General features: G+C 65.2%; 17 protein-coding genes. 10 read left to right on the forward strand and 7 right to left on the reverse strand.

Features of this window, described 5'->3' with window-relative positions:
* Positions 1-2 precede the first annotated feature (2 nt).
* The 4 genes from HWX87_RS07020 to HWX87_RS37930 all read left to right on the forward strand — a co-directional run bounded on the left by HWX87_RS07020 (position 3) and on the right by HWX87_RS37930 (position 3207).
* On the forward strand, positions 3-1046 hold the full coding sequence (locus HWX87_RS07020; protein ID WP_176046449.1) for a glycosyltransferase family 2 protein: 1044 nt from the start codon (positions 3-5) through the stop codon (positions 1044-1046).
* 15 nt (positions 1047-1061) lie between these two features.
* A complete protein-coding gene (locus HWX87_RS07025; protein ID WP_176046450.1) occupies positions 1062-1445 on the forward strand; it encodes a GtrA family protein in 384 nt (127 codons plus the stop codon).
* Between the two features lie 302 nt (positions 1446-1747).
* Positions 1748-2251 (forward strand): inclusion body family protein, encoded by a 504-nt coding sequence (locus HWX87_RS07030; protein ID WP_006483191.1) that lies wholly within the window; start codon positions 1748-1750, stop codon positions 2249-2251.
* Between the two features lie 65 nt (positions 2252-2316).
* Positions 2317-3207, forward strand: coding sequence for an AidA/PixA family protein (locus tag HWX87_RS37930; RefSeq protein WP_244137618.1), 891 nt, complete (start codon positions 2317-2319; stop codon positions 3205-3207).
* A 19-nt stretch (positions 3208-3226) separates the two neighbouring features.
* On the opposite strand, the gene HWX87_RS07040 is transcribed toward HWX87_RS37930, so the two are convergent.
* Both HWX87_RS07040 and HWX87_RS07045 read right to left on the reverse strand, forming a co-directional pair.
* Complete coding sequence (locus tag HWX87_RS07040; RefSeq protein ID WP_176046451.1) at positions 3227-4165, reverse strand: ABC transporter substrate-binding protein; 939 nt, start codon at positions 4163-4165, stop codon at positions 3227-3229.
* A gap of 91 nt (positions 4166-4256) precedes the next feature.
* Complete coding sequence (locus HWX87_RS07045) at positions 4257-5378, reverse strand: TauD/TfdA family dioxygenase (protein ID WP_176046452.1); 1122 nt, start codon at positions 5376-5378, stop codon at positions 4257-4259.
* Between the two features lie 447 nt (positions 5379-5825).
* Between HWX87_RS07045 and HWX87_RS07050 the strand changes: the two genes are divergently transcribed.
* Positions 5826-7259, forward strand: a complete 1434-nt coding sequence (locus tag HWX87_RS07050) for an MFS transporter (protein WP_176046453.1) — start codon at positions 5826-5828, stop codon at positions 7257-7259.
* 52 nt (positions 7260-7311) lie between these two features.
* Positions 7312-8580: an ATP-grasp domain-containing protein gene (locus HWX87_RS07055; protein ID WP_176046454.1), complete on the forward strand. Its 1269-nt coding sequence runs from the start codon at positions 7312-7314 to the stop codon at positions 8578-8580.
* Here the strand turns inward: HWX87_RS07055 and HWX87_RS07060 are convergent.
* On the reverse strand, positions 8577-9452 hold the full coding sequence (locus HWX87_RS07060; RefSeq protein WP_176046455.1) for a LysR substrate-binding domain-containing protein: 876 nt from the start codon (positions 9450-9452) through the stop codon (positions 8577-8579). The genes HWX87_RS07055 and HWX87_RS07060 overlap by 4 nt on opposite strands.
* Positions 9453-9617: 165 nt before the next feature.
* Between HWX87_RS07060 and HWX87_RS07065 the strand changes: the two genes are divergently transcribed.
* Positions 9618-10562, forward strand: a complete 945-nt coding sequence (locus HWX87_RS07065) for a hypothetical protein (RefSeq protein ID WP_176046456.1) — start codon at positions 9618-9620, stop codon at positions 10560-10562.
* Positions 10563-10594: 32 nt separating this feature from the next.
* Positions 10595-11845 (forward strand): ATP-grasp domain-containing protein, encoded by a 1251-nt coding sequence (locus tag HWX87_RS07070; protein ID WP_176046457.1) that lies wholly within the window; start codon positions 10595-10597, stop codon positions 11843-11845.
* A gap of 70 nt (positions 11846-11915) precedes the next feature.
* Here HWX87_RS07070 and HWX87_RS07075 read toward each other — a convergent pair whose 3' ends face one another.
* From HWX87_RS07075 to HWX87_RS07095, 4 genes are all read right to left on the reverse strand, one after another.
* Positions 11916-12428, reverse strand: a complete 513-nt coding sequence (locus HWX87_RS07075; RefSeq protein WP_176046458.1) for an AAA family ATPase — start codon at positions 12426-12428, stop codon at positions 11916-11918.
* A gap of 385 nt (positions 12429-12813) precedes the next feature.
* A complete protein-coding gene (locus HWX87_RS07080) occupies positions 12814-14076 on the reverse strand; it encodes a PIN domain-containing protein (RefSeq protein WP_176046459.1) in 1263 nt (420 codons plus the stop codon).
* Positions 14077-15449: 1373 nt separating this feature from the next.
* Positions 15450-16217: a prolyl oligopeptidase family serine peptidase gene (locus HWX87_RS07090; protein WP_244137619.1), complete on the reverse strand. Its 768-nt coding sequence runs from the start codon at positions 16215-16217 to the stop codon at positions 15450-15452.
* 261 nt (positions 16218-16478) lie between these two features.
* A complete protein-coding gene (locus HWX87_RS07095) occupies positions 16479-17120 on the reverse strand; it encodes a GNAT family N-acetyltransferase (RefSeq protein ID WP_244137620.1) in 642 nt (213 codons plus the stop codon).
* A 217-nt stretch (positions 17121-17337) separates the two neighbouring features.
* Here HWX87_RS07095 and HWX87_RS07100 point away from each other — a divergent pair, with 217 nt between their 5' ends.
* Entirely contained in the window at positions 17338-18543 is a 1206-nt protein-coding gene (locus HWX87_RS07100) for an AAA family ATPase (RefSeq protein ID WP_176046462.1), read from the forward strand.
* A 4-nt stretch (positions 18544-18547) separates the two neighbouring features.
* The gene (locus tag HWX87_RS07105; protein ID WP_176046463.1) at positions 18548-20251 is read left to right on the forward strand and encodes a cobalamin biosynthesis protein CobT; all 1704 of its coding nucleotides are present in this window, start codon (positions 18548-18550) and stop codon (positions 20249-20251) included.
* The last annotated feature ends 7 nt before the right edge of the window (positions 20252-20258 follow it).

Consider the following 20258-nt stretch of genomic DNA (forward strand, 5'->3'; position numbering starts at 1 on the left):
TCATGCGGGAACCACTCTATACACCGCTCGTTTCGCTGGTCGTGCCGTTCTATAACGAAGGCGAGGCCGTCGAGCGCTTCTTCGACGTCGTCATTCCGTTGCTGACGGCCATCGACGCGATCCGCTTCGAGATCGTCTGCGTGAACGACGGCAGCCGCGACGACACGCTCGAGCGCCTGGTGCGGATCAGCGCCACCGAGCGGCGCGTGCGCGTGATCGACCTCACCCGCAACTTCGGCAAGGAAGCGGCGTTGACGGCCGGCCTCGACGAAGCCAGCGGCGACGCGGTGATTCCGCTCGACGCCGACCTGCAGGACCCGCCCAGCCTGATCCCCGTGATGATCGAACACTGGCGCGACGGCGCGGAAGTCGTCGCCGCGAAACGCAGCAACCGCGCGTGCGATTCGTTCGCGAAGCGTACCGCCGCCGCGATCTACTACCGCGTACACAACATGCTGTCGGACGTGAAGCTGCCGGAGAACGTCGGCGATTTCCGGCTGATGGACCGCAAGGTCGTGAATGCGCTGCGCAGCCTGCCCGAGCGGCACCGCTTCATGAAGGGGCTGTTCGCGTGGGTCGGCTACAAGACCGTGATCGTCGAATACCAGCGCGACCCGCGCAGCGCCGGGCACTCGAAGTTCTCGGGCTGGAAGCTGTGGAATTTCGCGCTGGAAGGCATCACCAGCTTCAGCACCGTGCCGCTGCGCAGCTGGACCTACATCGGCGTCGGCATCGCCGCGCTCGCGTTCCTGTACGGCAGCTTCATCATCTTCCGCACGCTGCTGTTCGGCAATCCGGTGCTCGGCTACGCGTCGCTGATCTCGGTCACGCTGTTCATCGGCGGCATCGAGCTGATCGGGATCGGTGTCGTCGGCGAATACGTCGGGCGCATCTACGACGAGTCGAAGCAACGGCCCGTCTACCTGATCCGCCGCCGCTACCAGGCGCACGGCAAGGTGATCGAGCTCCCGGTTGCGCGTGACGCGCGCCGCCTGGCCGCCCGCCGCCGCGCGCAGCCGACCCGCGCACGGATCGGCACCCGCTGACGCACGCGAGCCGCCATGATCGACCTGCTTTACGCCGAACGCACGCGGCTCGTGCGCTTCGGCGTGTCCGGACTCTGCTCGACCGCGATCCACACGCTGGTCGCCACGGCCATGTTCGCGCTGTTCGATGCAACGCTGGTGACCGCGAACGCGGTCGCCTTCCTGTGCGCCACGGCGTTCTCGTATCTCGCGAATACGCTGTGGAGCTTCTCGTCGACGGTGCGCGCGCGCAATGTGATGCGCTTTCTCGCGGTCACGCTGGCCGGCTTCGTCGAGACCATGCTGCTCGCGCGCGGTGCCGAAGCGCTCGACCTGTCGCGCGGGATGAGCATCGTCGCGATCGCGCTGCTGATCCCGCCGACGACGTTCGTGCTGCACCGGATGTGGACGTACCGGTAAGCGGCGCCCCCGCCTTTCATCCTCCCCGCAGATAATCGGCCAATCGATTAACAGATTCAATGTCGCTGTATTTAAGTAGCGGATCGAATCGATTGATTCCGATTTTAAAATTACCGCCAGGAATAATATTAACGACCTGTTTACATTTACAGCTTCCACAATTAATCAAACGGGATAATCTGCATTCGCCGTCGCCTCAGCACCTGCCTGATTCGACGAAAGTCCTTGCAGCACAAGGCGATGGCGGCCGCACGAAGCAATTCGCGCAACGATAAGTCCCATTACTTCAAACGGGAGCTTCCATGTCACGCGTTACCGATGTGCTCGTTTCGTTCGATACCGAAACCATTCTCAAAAAATATCCGAATCCCAGCAAGAACCCGGCCGCGCCGACGCTGATCGACTGGCGCTATGTTTATATGGTGACCAACCAGGACAACGTCATCTCCGGGCAGGCGGGCGGCGAGCTCGATCTGAAGGCGCAGGTCGGCGACCTGATCCGCTGGCGTGAAACGAGCCTGTCGCTGGGCTTCGAGAACCAGGTGGTGTTCTACAAGTTCATCGGCAACGTCGGCAACGACCTGATCTCGACGCCCACGCCGCGGGTCGCGGAAGCGTCGATCCCGGTGCCGAACACCAGCAAGCCGGAAGTGCCGACGTGCCAGAAGGTCGCGAACTACTACTGGTCGTCGGAATGCCTGAAGGTCGGCCGCGTGACCTACCACTTCCAGTTCCAGATCATCGATCGCAACTGCCAGAGCCAGGGCTGCTTCTCGTGGGATCCGTTCATCTCGATCCATAACTGATTGCGGCCGGCGGGCGGCCGTGCGACGGCCGCCCGTACCGCTCCCTTGTTGCGGAGGAGATGCTCATGTCTGGTCTTCGTTGCGATGTGCTCGCAGTCGTCGACGCCGTCACGCTGCTGTCGACCTACCCCGATGCAAGCCGGAACGCCGACGCGCCGACCGTGATCGACGGCCGGCACATCTATGTGCTGAGCCCCGGCGATGCCGGGCAGGTCGGCCACAACGACAACCGGCTGTTTGCCGGCCTGTCGCCGGGCGACCAGCTTCATCTGCGCGAAACCGCGCTGGCGCTGCGCGCCGAGGTGAGCGTGCTGTTCGTCCGGTTCGGATTGAAAGACGCCGGCATCGTCGCGCCGATCGAAGCGGAAATCCGCGATGCGGCCACGCCGGTGCCCGATGGCGACGACCTGCTTCAACCGTCGTGCCGGCCGATGAAAGACCATTTCTGGCGCAGCGAGGTGCTCGCCGCCGGCACCACCACCTGCACGGCCGATTTCGCGGTGCTCGACCGCGACGGCGCCGTGTCGGGTTACTTTCGCTGGGAAACGACGATCGAGATCGCGGGCAGCCAGCCGGACAAGAAGCAGCCCGGTTTCAAGCCGTCGTCCGACCGCAACGGCAACTTCACGCTGCCGCCGAACACCGATTTCAAGGCGACCTTCTACGCGAACGCCGCCGACCGGCAGGACCTGAAGCTGTTCATCGACGACGCGCCGGAACCGGCCGCGTCGTTCGCCGGCAACGGCAACGACGGCGTCAGGCAGTTCACGCTGAACTCGCGGGGCGGCAAGATCCGGATCGACGCGTCGGCCAACGGCAGGCCATCCGCGACCGATGCGCGGCTCGCGCCGCTGTCCGCAGGCGATACGGTCTGGCTCGGCTGGCTCGGTGCGGAAGACGGCGCCGACCGCGACTACAACGACGGAATCGTGATCCTGCAGTGGCCGATCACGTGAGCGGCGCCGCACGCGGCGCTCAGGTGCGCGGCAGCCCCGGCGGATTGGTCTGCGACTGGTCGATCGCTTCGGCATCGAGGCTCCAGCGTCCGAGCACCTTCCGGTAGCTGCCGTTCGCGATCAGCGCATTGATCGCGAGCGTCAGCGGCTCGGCGAGGCCGCTGCCCTTGCGCGTCGTGATCGCGATGTCCGCGGTGCGCGGCCAGCCGCCGCTCACGGTGCCGATCAGCTTCGCATCGCCGCGCAGCGACGCCTGGTACGCGAGCATCGAATTCACGCTGAAGATCGTGTCGACGCGGCCCGACTGCAGCGCGACCCAGCGCTCCGCCGCATCCGGGTAATACTGGATCTCGACCGGCGCGAGACCGCGTGCGACGTTCTGCCGGTTCCATTCGAGCAGGATCTTTTCCTGGTTCGTGCCCGAATCGGTCACGACGCGCAGCCCGGCGACATCCTTCGGCTCGCGGATCGCGGCAAGCTTGCTGCCGTTCTTCACGTAGAAGCCGACCTGATCCTTCCGGTAGGTCGAGAAGTCGAACTTCTCCTTGCGCTGCTCGGTGACCGTCACGTTCGAGATCACCGCATCGACCTTGCCCGACTGCAGCGCGAGCGGCCAGTCGGCCCACGCGAGCGGTACGATCTTCAGCTTGCGGCCGACGCTGTCTGCGATCAGCTGCGCGAGATCGGGATCGAAGCCGACGACGGTCCGCGCATCCGTCGCATACGTGCTGAGCGGCGGCAGGTTCGGTGCGATGCCGATCGTCAGCGTGTTCGCTTCGGCGAACTTGAAGCCGCCCGGCACCGCCTGTTCCACCGCCGGGTTCACGGCGCCGCGCTGCCGGCCCGGCTGCTCGGGGCTCAGGTCGAACGTCGCGGCCTGCGCGGCGACGCTGCCGCTGATCACAATTGCAGCCAGCACGCGAGCGACGCGTGCAACGGGAAAAGTCGTTCTTCTCATGTCTTGTGCAATCCTTTGTTATTCGATGATGCGTCGGGTAACCGCGAGTGGGGCGGGCGATGTGTTGCGCATCGCCGCCCCGCCCGGTCTCTCACGCGGGCGTCGCCTCGAGTTCGGCCGCGGCCGTGCGCTGCGGCGCCGGTTGCGCGACGCGCGATGGCTGCCTCGCCTGCGGCGACTCGCCCGCGTACAGCGCCTTCGGATCGAACACGCGCGCCTGCAGCGGCGTGAACGAGCGGAAATTCCACAGGCTGCGCGCGACGAATACGCGCTGCACCCAGCGGAACGCGCGATCGTTCTCGTCGTATTGCGGATCGAAGCGGTCGCGCGAATGCAGCGTGAAATGGTTGTTGATCAGCACCAGCTTGCCCGGCGACACCTGGACGCCGAACGACACTTCCCGCACCGCGCGGTACAGGTTGGCCAGCGCCTCCTGGGCGCGCGTGTTGACGGCCAGCACCATGTCCGGATAGAACGCGACCGTCACGCGCGGCGCGTCGAGCGGCCCCGACAGCACGGCGCTCAGGTCGGTGTTGTCGCGCGGCGTCGGCGCGGCGCCGCGCCACCGGTACGGCACGCGGATGATGTAGTGCTCGCCGTACAGCTGCGCGATGTCGTCCGGCGACAGCAGCGCCAGCGCACGGCGCGCATCGGCGAGCCGTGTGTACGGACCGCCGCCGGCTTCGCTGCGCACGCCGAGCAGCAGCAACGCGAACGGCGACGTATCGCCTTCCGGCATGTGCGCCTGCGCGGCGTTCTCGATATGGAAATCGAGTTCGACCTCGGAGCCGAGGCCCGTGTACTCGCGCGCGGTCGTCTTGTGCGGCGTCAGGTTGTTCACGAGTTCGCGGCCTTCGTGCGCGATCGAATACGGTTCGCCGGCCAGCGTGCTCAGCGCGACCAGCACGTTCTCGCTCAGCACGCCGGCCTTGAACGAGCGGCCGGTTTCCTCGAACCGCGGGCTGCCCTTCACGTCGTCGTCGATCGGCAGGTTGTCGATCTCGATCGAACCGTGTGCGTCCGCGGTCGGCGCCTTGGCGCGGTCGAACGCGTCGACGATGCGGTCGGGAAACGCGTTGTACGCGAGCTTGCGCACCGCACTGATGTAACCGGCGCCGCCGGCCGGGTCGTAGGCCAGCGCGCCGAGCGTCTTGCGGATATGAGCGGACTCCACTGCCGTCAGGGCGATGCGTTCATCTGCGAGATAGGTCATAGGTCTCTCGTATAAAGATTCTGGGTCGAAGAGCGGTAGGGCACCACCGCCGCGCTCAGCCGTCCTCGGTGCGAAGCGCTCGACAAGACTAGGAGACCGTCATTGCATTGCGAAATGATATTAATTCGATTGCAAACAAAAATTATCGATATAAGTTCAGCAACGCAGCCGCGGCAGGCCGCATCGATCACGCCGGCCTTTAACACGAATACTTGTTAAAAAATCGCTGGTTATTATTTGTATTCGCTAGCGAGTCGATGCTAGTTTTCTGTCGGATCCGACGATGCGGCCGGCGCCCGACGCGCAGCCGCCTCCCTTCATCCGCCACACGGAAACCCGCCAGATGAATCGATGCCGCCTGCCGCGCTGCTGCTTCTTCGACGACGCCGGATACGACGCGCCGTTGCCGGTGTGCCGCCCCGCCAGCCAACCTGCCCGGGAGCCGCAATGAGCGACCGTGCTCCGGCGCTCGACAGCGCACTGGCCGCCGCCGCGCCGGCACCCCGTACGTCGCTGCGGGCGATCTTCCCGACCGTCGCGGCGGCGAGCCTCGGCTTCGCGATCGTCCAGCTCGACGTAACCGTCGTCAACGTCGCGATTCCGAGCCTCGGCCATTCCTTCGGATCGAGCGTTCACGGGCTGCAATGGATCGTCGATGCGTACACGCTGTCGTTCGCCGCGCTGCTGCTGACGTCCGGCACGCTGGCCGACCGCTTCGGCAGCCGCCGGCTGTTCGCGTACGGTCTCGCACTGTTCCTGCTTGCGTCGCTCGGCTGCGCACTCGCGCCTTCGCTCGTCGCGCTGATCGCCGCGCGGGTCGCACAGGGCGTCGGCGCCGCGATGATCCTGCCCACCTCTCTCGCGCTCATCACGCATGCGTGTGCGAACGACTCCGCCGCGCGCGTGAAAGCCGTCGCGTGGTGGAGCGCGACCGGCGGCGCAATCAGCGCGGCCGGGCCGACGCTCGGCGGCCTGCTGATCGATTCGCTCGGCTGGCGCGCGATCTTTTTCATCAACCTGCCGATCTGCGCAATCGGGCTGTGGCTCACGCTGCGCCACGTGCAGGATTCGGCCGCCGCGCGCACGCGGCTGTTCGATCCGGCCGGCCAGATCGTCGCGGTGCTGGCACTCGGGCTCCTGACCGGCGGGATCATCCGGGCCGGCGCACAGGGCGTCGGCGATCCGTATGCCGCCGGCGCGCTGATCGCATCGGCCGTGCTCGGCGCGTTGTTCGTCGCGATCGAACGGCGCGTGGCCGCGCCGATGCTGCAGCTGGCGTTCTTCCGGATCGCGCGTGTGCCGGGCGTGCTGGCGATCGGCGCGGTCACGAACGCCGCGTTCTACGGGCTGATCTTCTCGCTCAGCCTCTATTTCCAGAACGCGCGCGGCTTCACGGCGACCGAATCGGGGCTGGCGCTCGCGCCGCTCACGATCATCATGCTCGCCAACATCGCGAGTGCACGACTCGCCGTCAGGTACGGGTTCCGCGCGACCGTCATCATCGGCCTCGCCGTGTCGCTCGCGGGCTACGCGTGGTTATGGCACACGCTCGCCGCGCACACGCCATACGTCCTGCTGGCGCCGGGGCTTGCGGCGATGGCGATCGGCGGCGGCATCGCGATTCCCGCGCTGACGTCGACGATGCTCGGCAGCGTCGAGGCCGGCCGCTCGGGCACCGCGTCCGCGATCCTCAATACCGCGCGCCAGGTGGGCGCCGCGATCGGCGTCGCAGCACTCGGCGCGCTGGTCGCGGGCCAGGGCGCGGCGATCGTGGCCGGCGCGGCGCACGCGTTCGCCGTCGCGGCCGTGCTCGTCGCCGTCTGCATCGTGGTGGCCGTGCGCTGGCCCGGCGACGCACCCGACACCGGCGTGCGGCCCTGAGCCGCTTCCGGCCGACACCCTTCAACCGATCCCCCAGCCGAGCGAGGAATCCATGCAGCATCGCTTCATCGATACCGTCCTGATCGTCGACGGCGCGTCGACAGCCGCCTACCTGGCGCCCGCGTTTCGTGCGTACGGCATCCGGTGCGTACACGTGATCAGCGATCCCGATCTGCCGGAAATCTACCGGAACCAGTTCGTGCCATCCGACTACATCCGCCAGGTCCAGCATCGCGGCGACATCGACGCGACGCTCGCGCAATTGGGCGACCTGCGGATCGGCGCGGTGCTGCACGGCCTCGACGCGGCGCTCGAGCTGGCCGACACGCTGGCCGAGCGGCTCGACGTGCCTTGTCGCAACCCGCTCGCGACCTCGGCCGCGCGGCGCGACAAGTTCGCGATGAACGAACGCATCCGCCAGGCCGGCCTGCGCGCACCGGTGCACTTCCACAGCACGTCGGTCGACGAAGCGCTCGAATGGGCACGAGCACAGGGCACCCTGCCGCTCGTCGTGAAGCCGGCGCGCAGCGCAGGGGTCGCCGGCGTGAAGATCTGCCGGACGCTCGCGCAGGTCGAGGACGCCGCGCGCGACGTGCTGGCCACCCGTTCGCTGTACAACCAGCCGAACGACGACATCGTGATCCAGAGCTATTCCGAGGGACAGGAATACATCGTCGACTCGGTGTCGTTCGAGGGCCGCCATCGCGTGGTCAGCCTGTGGGAAGTGCATCGCGACCGCACGCACGCGCCGCGGCTCGACAAGATGCTGGTGCTCAATCACGCGGATCCGCGCTACACGCCGCTGCTCGACTACGCGGCCGACGTGCTCGACGCGCTCGACGTGCGCTTCGGGCCGACGCATCTCGAGCTGTTCGATACGGCCGACGGCCCGACGATCGTCGAGCTGAACGCGCGGCTTCACGGCAGTCTCGACCCGCGGCTGACGAGCGCGGTCAGCGGCGAGAATCACGTGTCGGCCGCCGTCGAAGCCGTGCTGCATCCGGAGCGCCTGTTCGGCGAAACCGCCGCGCCGACGGATTTCCGCGGCTACTGCGGGCACGTGCTGCTGCTGTCGTCGCGTAACGGCGTGCTGCGGCAGGACTTCACGTGGCAGGCGATCCAGGCGCTGCCGTCGTTCGTCGGCCTCAAGCAATGGATCAAGGTGGGCGATACGCTGCGCGTGACCACCGACCTGCAGACGGCGCTCGGCACCGTCGGCCTCTACAGCCCGACGTTCGAGCGGCTGCTCGAGGATTGCCGGCGCATCCGCGAGATCGAGGCCGATTTCTTCGCGGACGAACGCGCGGTCGCGCCGGCCTAGCGCGCGAGCAGCGCGCCCGCCTGCCGGCCGAGCACGGCGCGCAACGCATCGAGTTCGGGCAGCGCGGGCGCTTCGTCGGGTGTGACGAGGTAGGTCGTCACGCTGTCGAGATCGTCGAATGCATGCGCGCGCAGTTCCTTGCGCGCAACGTGCTCGGTCGTGATCCGTTTCGGCAGGATCGCGACGCCCATTCCGGCCGCCACGCAGCCGAGGATCGCGCCGAACGTGCCGAACGACGACACCGATTCGATCGCGACGCCGCGTGCCTTCAGCCAGTGCTCCGCGACCGCGCGGTACGGGCAGCCGTCGTGAAACGCGAGCAGCCGCACCGTGTTGTCGGCCAGCAGTTGCCGGCGCGTGACCGTGGCCGCGCTGACCAGCACCATGTCCTCGGCGAACGCGGGCTCGTAACGCAACCCGGGCCGGACGACCGCGCGCGCGGTGAGCGCGGCATCGATCCGGCCGCGCAGCAGCGCGTCGGCCAGGTCCGGCTCGCTGCCGATCTGCACGGCGAGACCGAGCGCCGGCTCGCGCTCCTTCAACGCGGCGGCCAGCGCCGGCAGCCGCGTGGCCGCCGTGCTTTCCATCGAACCGAGCCGGAAGCTGCGCGCAACCGGCGTCTCGCGCACCACCTGCGTCGCTTCGTCGACGAGGCGCAGGATGCGGTCGCAATACGGAATCAGCCGGCGCCCCGCATCGTTCAGCACCAGCCGCTTGCCGTGCCGGTCGAACAGCGGCGCGTCGAGCGACTCCTCGAGCTGGCGCAGCCGCGCGGTGACGTTCGATTGCGTGCAGCCGAGCCGATCGGCCGCGCGCAACGCGCTGCCTTCCTGCACGACGGCGCGAAAGGTTTCGAGCAGAGGAATGTTCATATCACTTTCTCTTGTTACCGATTCAGTTTATATCATTTTACTTCGCTCATCATCCGGATTAGCCTAGCGGGTATTCGATGCCGGCCGCCTCTTCCCAGGAATCCGCATGCCATCCGCCGTCTGTTCCGGCTTCACCTCCGTTCGCCGCCGGCCCGAGGTTCGCCCGTGCGCGCACTGATCGCCGCGACCGTGCGGCGCGGGCCGACCGTGCTCGCGGGCGGCGTCGTCCTCGGGCTGCTGGTGCCGCCACTCGCGGACCTCGCGCGGCCGCTGATGCCCGTCACCGTGTTCCTGTTCGTGCTCGGCACGCTGCTGCGCGTCGAACCCAGCGCCGTGCGCGCGGTCGCGCGCCGGCCGGCCGTGTCGTTGCTGCTGCCCGCCGTGACGATGATCGCGTGCCCGGTCGCGCTCGGCATCGCCGCGCGCCTCGCCGGCATGCCGTACGACTGGGTCGTCGCACTGGTGATCGCGTACTGCGCGCCGCCGTCGAGCGGCACGTCGACGATTGCACGAATGCTGTCGCTCGACGCGAGTGTCGCGCTCGTCGCGACGCTCGCGTCGATGGTGTTCGTGCCGCTCACCGCGCCGCTGCTGACGGCGTGGTTCAGCCACGATGCCGCCGTGTCGATCTCGCCGTTGAGTCTCGCGTTGCGGCTGGCACTGCTGATCGGCAGCGCCGAAGGTGTCGCGCTGCTCGTGCGGCGGTTTGCCGGTTCGCGGCTCGACCGCTATGCGACGCCGATCGACGCGATCGTCGTCGTCGCGCTGCTGGTGTTCGCGCTCGGCACGATGGCCGGCATGCAGCAATCGATCATCGACGCGCCGCATCGTGCATTGACCGCGATCGCACTCGCGTTCGCCGTGAATGCCGGCTTCCAGATCCTCGCTTACGGGCTGACGCCCGGCGACGTCCGCACGCGGCTCAATGTGGCGCTGATCGTCGCCAATCGCAACGTCGGCCTGATGTGGGCCGCGCTCGGGCTGGCCGCGACGCCGACCATGGCGCTCGTGTTCACGTGCGCGCAGTTGCCGATCTATACGCTGCCGCGCGTCATCCAGCACCTGCTGCCGCGCCTCGAAGCGCAACGCCTGCGCCGGCGCGCGCGCTAGCCCCCTCCTCCGTTCCCGATCAAGGATCCGACATGAAGCGACTCATCGTGATCGGCGCGCGCGCCACCGGCAGCAGCGTCGCGCTGGTGCGCGCCGCATTGACACGCCAGTTGGCCGTGACCGTCATCACCGCGCCCGGCCATCGTCTCGACGGCGTATTTCCCGATGCGGTCGAGACGGTGAACCTCGAGCCCGACGCCGGCCAGCTCGCCGGCTGGCTGCGCACGCGATTTCCGGACGAACTCGACACGCTGCGCGTGACGACCGCGCACGACACCTACGCGCGCACCGCCGCGTGGGTCGCCGACGCGCTCGGCCTGCCCGGCCCCGATGCGCGGCACGTCTCGCACGCCGTGTCGAAATCGAACCAGAAGGCGTTGCTCGCCGCGCACGGCATCCCGGCCGCGCAGTTCGTCACGGGCACGCTGGCCGCGCCGGCGGCGCTCGTGGCCGCGGCCGCCCCGCTGCGTTTTCCGGTTGTCGTCAAGCCGTCGGAAGGATCGGCGAGCGACGGCGTGCGGCGCTGCGAGGACATCGCCGGCGTGCGAGTGCAACTCGATGCGCTTGCCGCCGCGCAAACCGATGCGCAGGCGCTCGCGACCGAACGGATCGTCATCGAGGAATTCCTGAGCGGCAGCGAATACTGCGTCGAGTATTTCGACGGCCGCTATGTCGGCGCGCTGCGCAAGCTGAAGCGGCATGGCGCCGGTTTTCTCGAACGCGGCTATACGTCCGAACTCGATCTCGATGCCGACACGCTGCGCGCGCTGATCGAGGTCGGCACGCGCGCGACCGCGGCGGCCGGGCTCACGTGGGGGCCCGTGCACCTCGACTGCATCGTGCACGACGGCGTGCCGCACGTCATCGAACTGAATCCGCGCATCGCGGGCAGTTTCATCTGTGACATCGTGCGCGACGGGTATGGTTTCAATGTCGTCGAAGCGTTGCTCGACAAACTCGACGGGCGGGCGGTGGCGATCCCCGAGCTGTTCGAGCCGCACGCGTATGCGCGCGCCGAATTCCTGCTCGACAGTGATCCGCGCGCGTGGCGCTTCGCGCAGGCCGGCGAGATTAATGACGGCGCGGTCACGCTCAGTTACGGACCGCAGGTGCTGCCCGATCGAGAAAGGCGGGCGTTTCTTTATGTACGGGTTGCGTTGACGGCGGTGCACGGTTTGGCGGAACACGCGGGATTGTCGGCCGGACACATCGGTGCCGTGCGGTCGACGCTGGGTGCGGCGCCTTCTCCTTATCCGGAGCCTTCAGCCGGAAAGGTGCCCTGACACATTCATCGGGTTTTCAGGAATGGTTGCTGCGTTGCCTGAGCGCATCCGTGAGGCACTTCACGCGCAATCACGCGCCTCGTTCGTCGATGTGGGCGCGGATACGGCGAGCGCCCTCGTCCGGGCTGCATGTCGATGTGTCGATGCGCATCGAGTACGACCGTGAATAGGCTGGATGTCCGAATTGGGATCTGGCCATTCCCTCGCGCCGATCCGGCCTCGCACGTTCGCGCTGCTCAAGTATGGCCAACGGACACGAAACGCCAACGACGACTGTGTGGCGAGGTGACAGTGCGGCAATGCACGCGTCCAGTGCCGGAGTATCACGAAGGACGAGATCGACGACGATGTCGAAATGACTGCCCGCAACGCAGCGGAGCGTCGACTGCAGGTTCAGATGATGAAGTCTGATCGCGTCGTTGAGTTCGTCGTCCGACCGCATGTCACGCCTGCGCGACATTTCGACAAACGCGTCCAGTGAAATGTGAAACATGGGTACGTCCGAGCTGTCCTGGAGGGCCCTCGCCAGGCTGCTCTTGCCGGCACTGGTCGGGCCGTGCAGCACGATCGCGATTGGGTTCATTTCGAATGGCGGTGAGCGTGGCTGTCATGTTTCAGTGTCAACTCGGAGTATCTACGCCAAGACCTATGCTCACGCTGTTGCGGATTGACGGTTCTCGACCCTAAGCGGTAGTTCGCGATGTATCGATCAAACGACGGCTTTCGTGTGAGAAGCGGACATGTTCGCCAAAGACACTGCAGATCAAACGCTCCTGCGCCAGACTTCTACATCCGTTCGGCCCTAAGGTTGTCATGGTGAGTTGAGTGGGAAACGCGTGCTGACCGCATCGAACGATACGTCTCGCCTACGCATACAACACGCCAGGGAGCCAGTTCAAGCAGTTGATCGCAATGCGGCGACCACGACTCTGTGCTTTGCCCATGCAATTCATCCATGCGTGCCCTGTTTAGTCCGGGATATACGCGTCTTCCTCCGTATCCGGCGTCAAGCCGAGCATTTCGATCATATTGTCTAAAGTAGACGGGTTCAAATCACTGAAGTGGTGCGATACGAGCGCTGAGTAGAAATCCGTTACATCGTTATCGTCAAAAATCCAAGCGATCTGCGTATTGTCTTGTGCGACCTCACATAGGACATTTGCCTCAAACGTCGTGAAGTTATGCACGAAACGTTTCAATTCGGCGATTGCCGCGTGGGTTATGGCGAAGCTCTCCGATTCAATCAACCGCTTCATTGCCTCATGCTTCAAGGCGCGGTCTCCCGGCGTGAGTCCGTCGTCTTCGATCTCGGCACGATCTTGCGGCTCGGCTACTGGTGCTTCAGGCTCTACCGGCATGGGTTCTGCGGCTGTCGGTTGCTCCACTGGCTCGAAAAAATGCCGCGCGTCTAGTGCAGGAAGCCCCTCCTGCGGCAGATCGATCTTCCTGAGATCAAGCTCGAAATCACCGTCTGGGGCGTGTTCCGGTTTCCTGAGATCTAGTTCGAACTTAACCACTGGCTGGGGTGCGGCGTTGACAGCGATCGCCTTATCATAGTGCGACAACAATGCTTTCAACGTCTCGAAGACATATAAGTTGCAGCCCGGCTTCTTTGTCTGCCATTCTTCACGAAGAAACGCGTTGGGATATGTCATTCCGCCTTCATCCTGTCCGTCTAGAGCCGAAATGAAGTCGCCATCCCTTGTTACGACGTATAGGTCCGTCTGTGGTACGCGTGCAAGGAGCATTTCCCAATTGTATTGATCACCGTTGCTACCTGGCTTCCCAGGCGGATTTCCACGCTCGGCCCGGAACCTTCCGGCGGAAAAAACCGTGTCATCGTGTTCATACTCTTCTCCAGCCTCGAAGAGCGACTTGATATACACGTCGACATCTAGTTGATGCGTGCGCGCCTTCAAGTTCGCCTCCGCAATCAATGTGTCCCGTGCCTTTCTCGCTTCAAGGATTGCCTTTTGGTAAGACTCGGCCTTCGACAGTCCCAGCATGTGTCGAGGAATGTCAGTCTTGAACGACACGCTCTTGAAATCCTTCGCAGCCGCAGCGAGTCTCGCATCGCGGTTGCGTGTAAATTCGTCGCGAACCTGACGTGGAATGTGCAGAACGATGGACCCCTTCGTGATTTCTTGAAAGAGCTTTTCCAGAGCAGGAACGTCATCCCTCGTGTGTTGGTAGAAGCTGAGGTATGCGTTTGTGTCGATGAACAAGTGCATAGCGATATTCCGTGCCGAAATGATATTCTTAGAGATATTGCCACGAAACCGTCGTTATGCTGGGAAAATAGGATCCCATGAAAAAAGCATTAACGGTCGTAAAGTTTATCCGGCGGCGGCCGTTACAACAACATACAACCGAGGCAAAGACCAACACTTGAAGTTGTGCGAGTGCCTAATGAGGATGAACACGGATGAACGACAGAGGCGATGCGATCGACGACAAGAAGCGCTGTGAGATATGGACAGGCAAGCAATGGGAGGTCTGGTCCGTATCGGCTGCGCATGCGCATCGCAAAGAAACGGCAATCCGATGCCCAGAGTGTCACGGGCCCGTCGTGCTCATGAAGGGGAGCCATAATGGGCGTAATGAAGCTCACTTCGAGCATCGTCCGTCACATTCTGGTTGCTCACTTGTGTACAAGGGTTTTTCTGGCACGCGATCGCGTCACCCCCATGCCGTCGAGACACCACGCTCGTCCAATCAGTTTGCATTCACGGACTACATGCCAGACGACGCCGCCGAGGAAATTATCGGTCCGCACGTCAATGGCACAGAGAAAGAGCGCCTCATGTTAGCGCGAGTTGGGCAAGGGCAATTTAGAAAGCAGCTTTTGTCTCGGTGGGGAACTTGCAGTGTCCTAGGCTGCGGGCCCGACACTGCGTTGGTCGCGTCGCACATTGTCCCTTGGCGAAGCTGTTTGAACAATCGGGAAAGGCTCGATGTGAACAACGGTCTGCTGCTGAGTCCGAATCTGGACAAGCTATTCGACCGCGGACTAATTTCGTTCGCGGACGACGGTGCCCTTTTGGTCAGCGGCGATCTCAACCGGGACGACGCTGTCGCCTTGGGTTTGCTCCCAGATATGCGGCTTCGCACAGTGCGTCCGGGAATCCTGAAATACCTCGCCCGACACCGAGAAGGCACGAATTGGCACCACCTTACCTGACGCGCTGGCGCCGGAACTGGATCGATCATGGGCGCACTTCGAGTGAGATGTATAGATTATTCGTTCGGCGCACACTAACGGACACCCTGAACTCATGGTGTAGCGGTCCACTTCCGGGTGATTAGGAGTTTTCAACCACGGGATCCTATCCTCGACGATGGTTGAGTGCACCAAACTCGGCGCCATTTATATGAAGAGTCGGGCGAAGTTTACCGCAGACCCTGCTGCCGTCCCGTCGAATCGATTCGCTAGTTTCTTGAAGGACTGTTAGGCACATACACGCTGACGTTCGCAATGGAAATTCGAGTGGCGCTTTGTGTCCGGTTTCTGCTCCTAACCCGGCCTCTTGCCACCACGCCTACCCCGAACAGATCATCAAAAATCGCCCCATACCGAACCAAACCTCCGCATCGGCCATGGCTTTCATCGAACCGGAAATCCCTGACGCTCGAGAAACTCGGATACCACGGGCTCCCAAACGTCGATACCGTGCGCAAACAGCAAATGCCCATTTTTCTCGAACGCCGGAAGCAGCCGATAGTCGGCATAGCCTCCGGCACGAACGAATGCATCGTGCCAGGCGCTGCTGTACCTCGGTGCGAAGTACTGGTCGTTTTCGGTATAGATCCACAGCATCGGGACGCGCGCCGTTTTTCCGAATCGCGAATACATGGCTTCCAGCCGTTCACCCTGACAGGGGACGCCGGGATGCTCGACCGGATCGCCGCCGGAACCGCCAGCGAAGTTGATCGCGCCGACCACACCGTCCGGATTGTCGGCCGCCATGGCCGTCGTGACGAAGCCACCGACCGATTGCCCGACAATGACGATGCGATGCGGATCCACATGGAGCTGCCGCCTCGAGTAGTCCAGTACCGCAAGCTCCTCCGTGCGCGCCGCCTCGATCAACGGTGCATAGTCTTTCTGACGACATTTGCCGCTGTATTCCGGATCGAATTGCGTGCCGAACTGACCGTAGCCGATGCGCGTCGGCTCGAATACGGCGAAGCCCCGTTTCACGAAATAGGCGGCTTGCCGGGTGAAGCGAAACCGCGGCGGCGTGCCGCGATCCGACGGGCTGCGACCATGATTGAGAATCAGGATCGGAAATGGCCCATCGCCATCCGGAAAGAATTGGGTGATCGCAACCTTGCCCGTTCGTTCCGTCCCGTACAAATCCTTGACGGTCACGTCGATTGTCGAAACAGACTCGTGGAGGTCCGACCTGAGTTGTTCAGCGTGGACGCCGGGTATCACGAGCGCAAGGCAGATCCAAAGCAGGCGTCTGGCGGTTGTCATAGTGACCTACACGTCGAAAACGATGGATTCAGCATGGCCACAACCGAAGCGTATCGCCCACACCGACTACGTCCCGCGCGGCAACGAACGCTGGTCGATTCCCGAGAGCATCTTCCTGATCCTGCGTCACCCTGGTAGCCGGGCCAGACGCCGTCACAAACGACGCCCCAGCAATTGCCCCGGCCACCCCTCCACGTCGAAGGTTGAAATCCGCTCATACCCGCAGGACTCGTAAAAACGCACCAGCGCCCCCGTCCCGCCGCCGTAGCAGTCCACGCGAAGGCGCGCCACCCCGGCAGCCCGGGCGCGCTCGTCCGCGAAGGCCATCAGACGCCGGCCGACACCGCGCGCCTGTGCATCACGCCCCGCAACCAGCACTCTCACGTAGATTTCCGGCTCGGTGGCGGCAGGCACGTAGGGCATGGACTCGCCCAGGATCAACGCGCCCAGAACGCGGCCCTCCGGCCCCTCCGCCACCCACGCGTCGGGCAGCGCACAGGCTTCGGTCACGAGCGCGATCCGCTTTGGCGACGTCGACCAGGGCTCGCGGCCCCATTGCCCCTCGTTGCCGATGGCGACGAACCAGGCGATCACCTCGTCGAAGATCCCCAGCACCGCCGGCACATCAAGCGCGCTGGCGCGGCGTATCACCCGTTCGTCCGTTCCTGTCACCTTCACGTTCCATACTCCTTCGCCGGATTCAACGACCGGCGCACGATTGATGGCAACGCCGGGCCGTCCGTGGGTGTGCAAAGGAGACCAGGCGATCAAGCCTGCAACGGTACTGAAATTCAACCCGGTTGATCAAGACATGGCGGGGGTGCGGAGCAGCCATGCTGCAGCGCACGACCCGTGACGTCCGCTCGATCCGGCACGCCGACGCGCCGCCGGCTCCATACGGGATGGAGGCAGGACGCTTCCCCCGCCCATGTCGCCCGGCGCGGCAAAACTATACAATCGACGCGATGCATCGAAGACATGAAGCGCCGGCCGCCCAATCTCGTCTGCCACCATGATCGCACCCGCTGCCCCCTCCTCCTCCTCCGCCCCGTCGGTACTCGGCGTCTATCGGCAACTGGCCGACCCGTCCGCCGGACAATGGGTCGTCAGCCGTTCCGAACGCGCGCACATGTACCGGATCCAGCATCACCGGCCCGACGGCAGCACATCGGTCGACACGGTCGTCGATGCGGACAACCTCGACGCAAAGCTGCACAAGTGGATTCAGGAAGGCTTCGTCCAGCGCGAAACCGGCGACCGCGCGGCCCCTGCCCATCGCATCGGGTTCATGCACGATCTGCGCCGCGCGCAGGCGTTGCGACCGGCGGCAGCCGGCGAGGCGGCGGATCGGGTGCACGTGGGCGGCGTGCCGATGCCGCGCGGCCCGGGCGGGCCGCTCGTGCCGCTGCCGAACCCGGCCTACCTGTTCACCGCACGCACGACGAACGTGCTCGAAGACATCGTCGAGAACCGCCGCATCCTGCTGATCGGCCATACCGGCACCGGCAAGACGAGCCTCATCGAACAGGCCGCCGCGCAAGCCGGCCACGGCGTGCTGCGCTCGAACATGAACGGGCAGACGACGGTCGGCGACTTCGTCGGCTTCTGGACTGTCAAGGGCGGCGAGACGATCTGGGTCGACGGCGTGCTGCCGACCGCGATGCGCGAAGGGCTGTGGCTCATCGTCGACGAGATCGACTTCGCGGAACCGGCGATCCTCGCGGTGCTGACCGCCGTGCTCGAACCGGGCGGCCGCCTGCTGCTGAAGGAAAAAGGCAACGAGATCGTCGTCCCGCATCCGTCGTTCCGACTGTTCGCGACCGCCAACGCGGTGGGTGCAATGAGTCAGTTCCGCCACCTGTACCAGGGCGCCAACGTGATGAACGAGGCGTTCCTCGATCGCTGGCGCGTGTACCACCTCGACTACCTGCCGCCGGCCGACGAGGCGCACGTGCTGCAGCGGACCTTCGGTGCGGCCATGTCGGCAGCGATGGCCGGCACGCTCGCGTCGATCGCCGCCGACTGCCGCGCCGCATTCGTCCGCGAGGATCTGGCCAGCGCGTTCTCGACGCGCCGCCTGCTCGACTGGGCCGAGCTGATGCTGCGCACGGGCGACCCCGAATCGGCCGCCGGCCCGACTATCTACGCGAAGGTCAGCACGGAAGACGCCGACCTGATCCGCACCATCATCCGCCACTACATCGACGTCGAGGCCTGATGCGATGGACCGGGACGACGACGCGCGCTCGCAGCATCTGACGCGGCTGGCCCGGACGCTCACGCAGCGGCACGGCATCGAAGTGCGGTTCGCGCGCCACGGGCCGGCCGTGCAGCGCGACGTGCTGCTGTTGCCCGACACGCTGCTCGCCGGCGAGATCGACGACGATGCAATGACCGGCCTTGTCGACCTCCATGCGGCACGGGTGCGCTTTGGCGCGATCGATGACATCGCCGCGCTGGTGTCGCCGGTCGTACGGGCCATTGCGCAAGCGATCGACGACCGCCGCGCAGCCGGTTGTCTCGTCGCGATCTATCCCGGCTCGAACGCGTTCCTGGGCCGGATGCGGGCGATGTCGGCCGCCGACACGCTGCGCCGCTGGCCGCGCATGGCGTGGCGCGACAAGCTGCTGTGGCGCTTCGAGCGCGCGCTGTGGGGCGAACCGCCTTCGTCCACGGAACACGTTCCGTCGCTCGACGCCACGCTGGCCGCGTCCGACGATCTCGTCGACGAAGCGCGTGTGGCGACTTCGACGGCCGACAGCATCCGCGCCGCGCAACGGATCGTCGAACGGGTGCGCGCGCTGGCATCGGCCGGGGCGAACACCATGATGTTCACGGCCGATCCAGGCGGCACGATCGACAGCACGGCCATCGCCGCCGAATTCGAATCGGACGGACAGGGCACGTCGGACGACGCGCGTGCGCCGGTGGCGGCCGAATCCGACGCCGGTGCGATCGCGGACACGGCGTCGTCAACCGAATCGCCCGCGCCGGGCGATGCCGCGCCCGGCGCGATCCGCCTGTCCGCCGACAACCGGCCGCTGCTCTCCGTTCCGCTGACGACCGCGTTCGACACGGTGACGGACTTCACCGGCAAGGGTGAACCGGCCTGCTGGCATCGTCTGCGCGCGGCGGCCCGCGCGCAGACCGAACCGCTCAAGCTCCGGCTCGAACGTGCGTTGAAAGTGGACGAGCAGACGCGCTGGATGCGCGAACAGGAGCGCGGCGCGCTCGACCGGACCTCACTCGTCCGTCTGGCGACCATCCCCGGCTATCGCACGCCGTTCCGCACCCAACGCGCGGCACCAGGACGCGACGCGGCCGTCAGCCTGCTGATCGACTGCAGCGGTTCGATGGCCGGCCGGAAAATCGAACTCGCCAGACTCTGCGCAGCGGCGCTGTGCGACGCGCTGATGCAGCTCGGCTTCGCGTGCGAAGTGCTCGGCTACAGCTCGGTCGAGGATGCCGCGATGCGTGCGCATTACCAGCGCTGGATCGACGACGGCCACCGCACGTTCGGCTACAACCGGTTCGTCGAACGGCTCGATCTGCGCGTCTACAAGCGGTTCGAGTCCGATAACCCGAGCGGCCTCGCGTGCATCGAATGCGGTCACGAGAATCCCGACGGCGAGGCATTGAGCTGGGCCGCCGAACGGCTGCTGTCGAAGCGTGCGCGCCGGCGGATCCTGATGGTGCTGTCGGACGGCTATCCGGCCACCGGCGACGGCAACCCCGCGATCCTGCGCACCGACCTGCGCGCACGCGTCGATGCGCTGCGCGAGCAACGCGTCGAGCTGATCGGTGTCGGGATTCTCGACGATTCGGTCGAGTCGTTCTATCCGGTCAGCAGCGTGGTCGAACACCTGAACGAACTGCCCGGTGCGGCGTTCAGCGTGTTGAGCGATACGCTGCTGGACCGGCGGTAGCCACGTC

The organism is Burkholderia sp. BCC1644, assembly GCF_902833225.1.
In the GTDB taxonomy this organism is placed as follows: domain Bacteria; phylum Pseudomonadota; class Gammaproteobacteria; order Burkholderiales; family Burkholderiaceae; genus Burkholderia.

What these genes read in the sequence shown, in the direction of transcription:
- HWX87_RS07030 (WP_006483191.1), top strand. Translation starts at nt 1,748, where the DNA reads ATGTCACGCGTTACCGATGTGCTCGTTTCGTTCGATACCGAAACCATT.
- HWX87_RS07105 (WP_176046463.1), top strand. Translation starts at nt 18,548, where the DNA reads ATGGACCGGGACGACGACGCGCGCTCGCAGCATCTGACGCGGCTGGCC.
- HWX87_RS07055 (WP_176046454.1), top strand. Translation starts at nt 7,312, where the DNA reads ATGCAGCATCGCTTCATCGATACCGTCCTGATCGTCGACGGCGCGTCG.
- HWX87_RS07050 (WP_176046453.1), top strand. Translation starts at nt 5,826, where the DNA reads ATGAGCGACCGTGCTCCGGCGCTCGACAGCGCACTGGCCGCCGCCGCG.
- HWX87_RS07100 (WP_176046462.1), top strand. Translation starts at nt 17,338, where the DNA reads ATGATCGCACCCGCTGCCCCCTCCTCCTCCTCCGCCCCGTCGGTACTC.
- HWX87_RS07045 (WP_176046452.1), bottom strand. Translation starts at nt 5,378, where the DNA reads ATGACCTATCTCGCAGATGAACGCATCGCCCTGACGGCAGTGGAGTCC.
- HWX87_RS07070 (WP_176046457.1), top strand. Translation starts at nt 10,595, where the DNA reads ATGAAGCGACTCATCGTGATCGGCGCGCGCGCCACCGGCAGCAGCGTC.
- HWX87_RS07025 (WP_176046450.1), top strand. Translation starts at nt 1,062, where the DNA reads ATGATCGACCTGCTTTACGCCGAACGCACGCGGCTCGTGCGCTTCGGC.
- HWX87_RS37930 (WP_244137618.1), top strand. Translation starts at nt 2,317, where the DNA reads ATGTCTGGTCTTCGTTGCGATGTGCTCGCAGTCGTCGACGCCGTCACG.
- HWX87_RS07040 (WP_176046451.1), bottom strand. Translation starts at nt 4,165, where the DNA reads ATGAGAAGAACGACTTTTCCCGTTGCACGCGTCGCTCGCGTGCTGGCT.
- HWX87_RS07020 (WP_176046449.1), top strand. Translation starts at nt 3, where the DNA reads ATGCGGGAACCACTCTATACACCGCTCGTTTCGCTGGTCGTGCCGTTC.
- HWX87_RS07080 (WP_176046459.1), bottom strand. Translation starts at nt 14,076, where the DNA reads ATGCACTTGTTCATCGACACAAACGCATACCTCAGCTTCTACCAACAC.
- HWX87_RS07060 (WP_176046455.1), bottom strand. Translation starts at nt 9,452, where the DNA reads ATGAACATTCCTCTGCTCGAAACCTTTCGCGCCGTCGTGCAGGAAGGC.
- HWX87_RS07075 (WP_176046458.1), bottom strand. Translation starts at nt 12,428, where the DNA reads ATGAACCCAATCGCGATCGTGCTGCACGGCCCGACCAGTGCCGGCAAG.